The sequence below is a fragment of the Bacillus cereus group sp. RP32 genome (genome assembly GCF_040459735.1).
In the GTDB taxonomy this organism is placed as follows: domain Bacteria; phylum Bacillota; class Bacilli; order Bacillales; family Bacillaceae_G; genus Bacillus_A; species Bacillus_A wiedmannii.
Genome location: NZ_JARVHO010000001.1, coordinates 5,231,795 through 5,240,000 on the forward strand (window position 1 = coordinate 5,231,795; position 8,206 = coordinate 5,240,000).

Consider the following 8,206-nt stretch of genomic DNA (forward strand, 5'->3'; position numbering starts at 1 on the left):
CTTTCATCTATAAACAGTTTATCCTTCTCGTACAAGAAAGAGGGCTATCTCGTAGCCCTCTTAGTTTGTCTATACTTATTTTACCTTTTCAGCACTATGAATGACAAATGATTCCCCTTCAACATCAAAGATAACTTTTTGTCCTTTCTCAATAGCACCTTTTAAAAGTTCTTCCGATAGTCTATCTTCTACATGTTTCTGAATTGCTCTACGAAGCGGACGAGCACCGTATTCTCGGTCAAATCCTTTATCAGCAATGGCTGAAATCGCTCCTTCTGTTAAATGCAATTCAATCTCTTGCTCTTTTAAGCGCTTCACTAACTGATTCACCATAAGTGTTACAATCTCTTGAATATGTTTTTTCTCAAGCATATGGAACACGATAATTTCATCAATACGGTTTAAGAATTCTGGACGAAATGCCTTTTTCAGTTCATCCATTACTTTACCTTTCATATCTGAATAATCGCGGCTCTCATCTTGTACGTTAAATCCAAGATGTTTATTACGTTTTAACGCATCTGCACCAACGTTAGATGTCATAATAACAATTGTATTACGGAAATCAACTGTACGCCCTTTAGAATCCGTTAAGCGACCATCTTCTAATACTTGTAGTAAAATGTTAAACACATCAGGATGAGCTTTCTCTACTTCATCTAATAGGACAACTGAATATGGCTTACGGCGAACCTTTTCTGTTAATTGTCCACCTTCTTCATATCCAACATATCCTGGAGGAGATCCAACTAAACGAGAAGTCGAATGCTTCTCCATGTACTCAGACATATCGATGCGAATCATTGCATCCTCATCACCGAACATAGATTCTGCTAATGCTCTTGCTAGTTCTGTTTTACCTACACCTGTTGGTCCTAAGAAAATAAATGAACCAATCGGACGTTTCGGATCTTTCAATCCTGCTCTAGCACGACGAACAGCTTTCGCTACAGCTACTACCGCTTCATCTTGACCAATAACACGGTTGTGAAGAATGGATTCTAAGTTTAATAATTTATCAGTCTCTGTTTGTGCAAGTTTAGAAACCGGTATACGAGTCCACGTAGAAACGACATTTGCAATATCTTCTACTGTCACTTCTGAGTTTTCTTTTCCTTGTTGTTCTTTCCATTGACGCTTCGTATCTTCTAACTTTTCACGTAAGCGTTGTTCCATATCACGTAAGGAAGCAGCTTTTTCAAATTCTTGACTTTGCACAGCTGCATCTTTTTCTTTTCTAATTTCCTCAAGTTTTACTTCAAGCTCTTTTAGATTTGGTGGTGTTGTATAAGAGCGTAAGCGAACCTTTGAAGCAGCTTCATCAATTAAATCAATTGCTTTATCTGGTAAGAAACGATCTGTAATATAGCGGTCTGAAAGCTTTACAGCTGCATCAATTGCATCATCTGTAATAGATACACGGTGATGCGCTTCGTAACGATCACGTAAACCTTTCAATATTTGAGTTGATTCGTCTAAACTTGGCTCATCAACGTGAATTGGTTGGAAACGTCTTTCTAAAGCCGCGTCTTTTTCAATATATTTACGATATTCATCTAAGGTTGTCGCCCCAATACATTGTAACTCTCCGCGTGCTAAAGATGGTTTTAAAATGTTAGATGCATCAATTGCACCTTCTGCTCCACCTGCACCAATTAATGTATGAAGTTCATCAATAAATAGAATAATGTTTCCAGCTTGACGGATTTCATCCATAACTTTCTTTAAACGATCTTCAAATTCACCACGATATTTCGTTCCAGCTACAACTGTACCCATATCTAGTGTCATAACACGCTTATCTCTTAATGTTTCAGGAACTTCATTATTTACAATTTGTTGTGCTAATCCTTCTGCAATTGCCGTTTTACCTACACCAGGTTCTCCAATTAATACAGGATTGTTTTTTGTTCTACGGCTTAAAACTTCAATTACACGTTGAATTTCTTTACCACGACCGATAACAGGATCTAGACGATTTTCACGTGCAACAACTGTTAAATCACGTGCTAAGCTATCCAGTGTCGGTGTATTTGCATTCGTTGAAGAACCACCTTGGTGACCTGAACTTGCTTCATTACTTCCAAGAAGTTGCAATACTTGTTGTCTTGCCTTATTTAGGCTAACACCTAAGTTATTTAAAACACGTGCTGCTACACCTTCACCTTCACGGATTAAACCAAGTAAGATATGTTCTGTTCCAACGTAAGAATGACCTAATTTACGAGCTTCATCCATAGACAACTCAATAACCTTTTTAGCACGCGGTGTATAATGTACAGTTTGAGAAGCTTCTGTTCCGCGTCCAATTAACGCTTCTACCTCTTTTTGAACCTTCTCTGGACTTAATCCAAGAGCAATTAACGCTTTTGCTGCAATTCCTTCCCCTTCGCGTACAAGCCCAAGTAAAATGTGTTCTGTTCCAATATTATTATGCCCAATACGAATTGCTTCCTCTTGAGATAAAGCTAATACTTTCTGTGCTCTTTCTGTAAATCTTCCAAACATCATAGAAATCGCCTCCTACTTGCGCTTAGTTTTTTTCAATACGTAATCGCTCACGGATTAAGGTTGCTCTTCGATAATCTCTTTCTTCTGGTCCTAAAGGTCCGCCTGCATATTGTTGTAAAATGCCTGGTTGTGTAAGAACCATTAGCTCAGTCAAAATATTTCTCGATACACCTTTTATATATCCTAAATCAATACCAAGTCGTACATCTGATAAGCAAGTGGCCGCTTCTGCAGATTGAATTAACCGACTGTTTGCTAGTATGCCATAAGAGCGATAAACCTTATCTTCAAGCTCAATACTTGAATTTTGTACAATTAATTCTCTAGCCATTTTTTCTTGCTGTATGATTTGTTGAATGACACTTTTTAAATCTGCAATAATATCTTCTTCAGATTTTCCTAGCGTCATTTGATTTGACACTTGAAATATATTACCTAACGCTTCGCTACCTTCACCGTATATTCCTCTTACTACTAACCCCAATTTTTGAATTACTTGTATAATGCGGCTAATTCTTTTCGTTAAAACGAGTCCCGGTAAGTGAATCATTACGGAAGCCCTCAATCCTGTACCAACGTTAGTAGGGCAGCTCGTTATATATCCAAGTGATTCATCAAAAGCATATTCAACCTCTTCCTCTATCCAATTATCTATTTGATTGGCACTTTGAATGGCCTCTGATAACTGTAACCCTGAAAATAAGCACTGTATCCTAATGTGGTCTTCTTCATTAAGCATAACACTAATATGTTCGCTTTCTGATAATAGACATGCTCCATATTCTGTTCCTGCAAGGTTAGGACTAATTAAATGCTTTTCAACTAATACTCTCCTTTGAAGAGGCGTTAATTCATTCATTTTTAATAGTTCAAACTCTCCAAAAGGTTCTACCGTTTTATTTATAAATTCCTTTTTAAATAATTCATGAATCTGTCTAGCTTCTTCTTCGTTTTGCATAGTAGAGAATTGATATTTTTTAAAATTACGAGCCAAACGAATTCGACTACTTAAAACAATATCAGAATCAGGGCCATCCCCCTTCATCCATGGACTAATCGCTTCATTCATAATTTTGTCCAGTGACATAGAACTATTCCCCCTCTCTATGCTCACTAAGCTGATTTTCAAGACCTCGAATATTATCCCTTACTTCAGCAGCTTTCTCAAACTCCTCTTTCTGTACGTATTGTTTCAGAATGAGTTTTAGTTCATCTAATTCTTTCTTTAAGTGAAGATTTCCTTCTATACGTTCCGGAATTTTTCCACAATGATCTGTATGTCCGCCGTGCAGACGTTTTAATAATGGCTTTAAATGTTCCTTAAATGTATCGTAACAAGAAGCACATCCAAACCGTCCCACCTTTGTAAATTGCTCATATGTCATCTTACAATCTGGACACCTTAATATACTTGTATTCGAAAGCCCGTTTTGTCCTTCTTCAAACATTGTTGATTCACCGTGTAATAACCCAGCAAATAAATCATGGAATGAAAAGTTAGACTGCGGTGATTGAAAGAAAGACGTATAGCCACTTTGTTCTGCACATTGCTCACAAAGATGAACTTCCGTCTTCTTTTCGTTGATTACTTTTGTATAATGTAAAGTTGCTGGTCTTATATTACAGTTTTGACAAGTCATCACTATCCCCACCTTTACAATAGGAACGATCTATCTGATAGTACTTTTCATACATTACTAGATTGTTCACTTTCCTTTACTTGTTTAAATAAAAGTGCGTGTTCTTTTTTCAAAACCTCTACAATATTTAACTGTCTTATCTCTTAGTTATTATTCTTTTACAAAAGCTATATTTATTTATATTTCAGTGTTCTTAACATTGCGCATAATATTCGAGCCCTAAGTTCATCTCGAGAAGGAACATCCATTGATAATACAGAACGATCTAGTACACTTAACATAAGTTTAGCTTCACGATTTGTTATGATTCCCTCTTCTATTAAACGTATAATCATACTCTCTGCATTCCCTTGCGCAACGCTATGATCAATCATATGAAGCATTTGATCAATCATGTCTATATCGTCATGCAGTTTGACTTTTATAATGCGAATGTAACCTCCTCCACCACGTTTACTTTCTACTACAAATCCTCTTTCTATCGTAAAACGGGTATTGATTACATAATTGATTTGAGATGGTACGCACTCGAATCGATCCGCAATCTCATTTCTTTTGATTTCAATCACATTATTATTACTTAAGTCAATAACTTGCTTTAGATATTGCTCAATGATATCAGATATATTTCTCATTTATCCGCCACCTTTATTGACTTTGACTATCTTTGACTTTAATTATATACGTATTAATAAAATTTGCAACTCTTTTGCTTATTCACTATCCTAGCCACATTCCCCTGTATTTAATCAAAATAATAATTATTTAAACACATTTTTTAATTACTATGGATTATAAAAGAAAACACGAAAAAACACGAGTCATTTGACTCGTGTTTAGTTGCTTGGCGACGTCCTACTCTCACAGGGACAAGGTCCCAACTACCATCGGCGCTAGAGAGCTTAACTTCCGTGTTCGGTATGGGAACGGGTGTGACCTCTCTGCCATCATCACCAAACTATGAAGGCATATTCCTTCAAAACTAGATAACATTTGCTTCATATTATATGGTTAAGTCCTCGATCTATTAGTATTCGTCAGCTCCACATGTCACCATGCTTCCACCTCGAACCTATCAACCTGATCATCTTTCAGGGATCTTACTAGCTTACGCTATGGGAAATCTCATCTTGAGGGGGGCTTCATGCTTAGATGCTTTCAGCACTTATCCCTTCCGCACATAGCTACCCAGCTATGCCCTTGGCAGAACAACTGGTACACCAGCGGTGCGTCCATCCCGGTCCTCTCGTACTAAGGACAGCTCCTCTCAAATTTCCTACGCCCACGACGGATAGGGACCGAACTGTCTCACGACGTTCTGAACCCAGCTCGCGTACCGCTTTAATGGGCGAACAGCCCAACCCTTGGGACCGACTACAGCCCCAGGATGCGATGAGCCGACATCGAGGTGCCAAACCTCCCCGTCGATGTGGACTCTTGGGGGAGATAAGCCTGTTATCCCCGGGGTAGCTTTTATCCGTTGAGCGATGGCCCTTCCATGCGGAACCACCGGATCACTAAGCCCGACTTTCGTCCCTGCTCGACTTGTAGGTCTCGCAGTCAAGCTCCCTTATGCCTTTGCACTCTACGAATGATTTCCAACCATTCTGAGGGAACCTTTGGGCGCCTCCGTTACACTTTAGGAGGCGACCGCCCCAGTCAAACTGCCCACCTGACACTGTCTCCCGGGTCGATAAGACCCGTAGGTTAGAATTTCAATACAGTCAGGGCGGTATCCCACCAGCGCCTCCACCGAAGCTAGCGCTCCGGTTTCAATGGCTCCCGCCTATCCTGTACAAACTGTACCAAAATTCAATATCAGGCTACAGTAAAGCTCCACGGGGTCTTTCCGTCCTGTCGCGGGTAACCTGCATCTTCACAGGTACTATAATTTCACCGAGTCTCTGGTTGAGACAGTGCCCAAATCGTTACACCTTTCGTGCGGGTCGGAACTTACCCGACAAGGAATTTCGCTACCTTAGGACCGTTATAGTTACGGCCGCCGTTTACTGGGGCTTCAGTTCAGAGCTTCGCTTACGCTAACCCCTCTCCTTAACCTTCCAGCACCGGGCAGGTGTCAGCCCCTATACTTCGCCTTACGGCTTCGCAGAGACCTGTGTTTTTGCTAAACAGTCGCTTGGGCCTATTCACTGCGGCTTTCCGTTAAGAAAGCACCCCTTCTCCCGAAGTTACGGGGTCATTTTGCCGAGTTCCTTAACCAGAGTTCTCTCGCACACCTTAGGATTCTCTCCTCGCCTACCTGTGTCGGTTTGCGGTACAGGCACCTTTTATCTCGCTAGAAGCTTTTCTTGGCAGCGGGGAATCAAAGACTTCGCTCCATAAGGAGCTTCCCCATCACAGCTCAGCCTTCACGATAAGCGGATTTGCCTACTTATCAGCCTAACTGCTTGGACGTGCACAACCAATCGCACGCTTCTTCTATCCTTCTGCGTCCCTCCATTGCTCAAACGATAAAGAGGTGGTACAGGAATATCAACCTGTTGTCCATCGCCTACGCCTGTCGGCCTCGGCTTAGGTCCTGACTAACCCTGAGCGGACGAGCCTTCCTCAGGAAACCTTAGGCATTCGGTGGACGGGATTCTCACCCGTCTTTCGCTACTCATACCGGCATTCTCACTTCTAAGCGCTCCACCAGTCCTTCCGGTCTGACTTCACTGCACTTAGAACGCTCCCCTACCACTGATACCATTGGTATCAATTCGCAGCTTCGGTGGTGTATTTAGCCCCGGTACATTTTCGGCGCAGAGTCACTCGACTAGTGAGCTATTACGCACTCTTTAAATGGTGGCTGCTTCTAAGCCAACATCCTAGTTGTCTAAGCAACTCCACATCCTTTTCCACTTAATACACACTTTGGGACCTTAGCTGGCGATCTGGGCTGTTTCCCTCTTGACTACGGATCTTATCACTCGCAGTCTGACTCCTAAGGATAAGTCATTGGCATTCGGAGTTTGACTGAATTCGGTAATCCGATGAGGACCCCTAGTTCAATCAGTGCTCTACCTCCAAGACTCTTACACTTAAGGCTAGCCCTAAAGCTATTTCGGGGAGAACCAGCTATCTCCAGGTTCGATTGGAATTTCTCCGCTACCCACACCTCATCCCCGCACTTTTCAACGTGCGTGGGTTCGGGCCTCCATTCAGTGTTACCTGAACTTCACCCTGGACATGGGTAGATCACCTGGTTTCGGGTCTACGACCACGTACTAAACGCCCTATTCAGACTCGCTTTCGCTGCGGCTCCGCCTCTTCAGCTTAACCTCGCACGGGATCGTAACTCGCCGGTTCATTCTACAAAAGGCACGCCATCACCCATTAACGGGCTCTGACTATTTGTAGGCACACGGTTTCAGGATCTCTTTCACTCCCCTTCCGGGGTGCTTTTCACCTTTCCCTCACGGTACTGGTTCACTATCGATCACTAGGGAGTATTTAGCCTTGGGAGATGGTCCTCCCAGATTCCGACGGAATTTCACGTGTTCCGCCGTACTCAGGATACATTCAAGAGAGAACGAAGTTTCGACTACGGGGTTGTTACCCTCTACGACGGACCTTTCCAGGTCGCTTCGTCTACCTCGTTCCTTTGTAACTCCGTATAGAATGTCCTACAACCCCAAGAGGCAAGCCTCTTGGTTTGGGCTATGTTCCGTTTCGCTCGCCGCTACTCAGGAAATCGCATTTGCTTTCTCTTCCTCCAGGTACTTAGATGTTTCAGTTCCCTGGGTCTGTCTTCCTTACCCTATGTATTCAGGCAAGGATACCATACCATTACGTATGGTGGGTTTCCCCATTCGGAAATCTTCGGATCAAAGCTTACTTACAGCTCCCCGAAGCATATCGGCGTTAGTCCCGTCCTTCATCGACTCCTAGTGTCAAGGCATCCACCGTGCGCCCTTTCTAACTTAACCAAACTAAAATTAAAAAAATATGAGCTACACTGTTATCTAGTTTTCAAAGAACATACATTTATATATGAGAGATAGTTCTCTCAAAACTGAACAAAACGAAACACGGAAACTTATATTGATGAACAG

Annotated in this window: 4 protein-coding genes and 2 rRNA genes; all 6 read right to left on the reverse strand. The window is 41.8% G+C overall.

Annotation, left to right across the window (positions count from 1 at the left end; genetic code table 11):
* Positions 1 to 75 precede the first annotated feature (75 nt).
* Positions 76 to 2,511, reverse strand: coding sequence for an ATP-dependent protease ATP-binding subunit ClpC (clpC, locus tag QCI46_RS26935; RefSeq protein ID WP_000971181.1), 2,436 nt, complete (start codon positions 2,509 to 2,511; stop codon positions 76 to 78).
* A gap of 22 nt (positions 2,512 to 2,533) precedes the next feature.
* Entirely contained in the window at positions 2,534 to 3,598 is a 1,065-nt protein-coding gene (mcsB, locus tag QCI46_RS26940) for a protein-arginine kinase McsB (protein WP_087983928.1), read from the reverse strand.
* 4 nt (positions 3,599 to 3,602) lie between these two features.
* Positions 3,603 to 4,151, reverse strand: coding sequence for a protein-arginine kinase activator protein McsA (gene mcsA, locus QCI46_RS26945; RefSeq protein WP_000128404.1), 549 nt, complete (start codon positions 4,149 to 4,151; stop codon positions 3,603 to 3,605).
* A gap of 173 nt (positions 4,152 to 4,324) precedes the next feature.
* On the reverse strand, positions 4,325 to 4,786 hold the full coding sequence (ctsR, locus tag QCI46_RS26950) for a transcriptional regulator CtsR (RefSeq protein ID WP_001244556.1): 462 nt from the start codon (positions 4,784 to 4,786) through the stop codon (positions 4,325 to 4,327).
* A gap of 207 nt (positions 4,787 to 4,993) precedes the next feature.
* A 5S ribosomal RNA gene (gene rrf, locus QCI46_RS26955) occupies positions 4,994 to 5,109 on the reverse strand.
* Positions 5,110 to 5,158: 49 nt separating this feature from the next.
* Positions 5,159 to 8,080 (reverse strand): 23S ribosomal RNA (locus tag QCI46_RS26960).
* Positions 8,081 to 8,206: the final 126 nt, after the last annotated feature.

What these genes read in the sequence shown, in the direction of transcription:
- clpC (WP_000971181.1), bottom strand. Translation starts at nt 2,511, where the DNA reads ATGATGTTTGGAAGATTTACAGAAAGAGCACAGAAAGTATTAGCTTTA.
- mcsB (WP_087983928.1), bottom strand. Translation starts at nt 3,598, where the DNA reads ATGTCACTGGACAAAATTATGAATGAAGCGATTAGTCCATGGATGAAG.
- mcsA (WP_000128404.1), bottom strand. Translation starts at nt 4,151, where the DNA reads ATGACTTGTCAAAACTGTAATATAAGACCAGCAACTTTACATTATACA.
- ctsR (WP_001244556.1), bottom strand. Translation starts at nt 4,786, where the DNA reads ATGAGAAATATATCTGATATCATTGAGCAATATCTAAAGCAAGTTATT.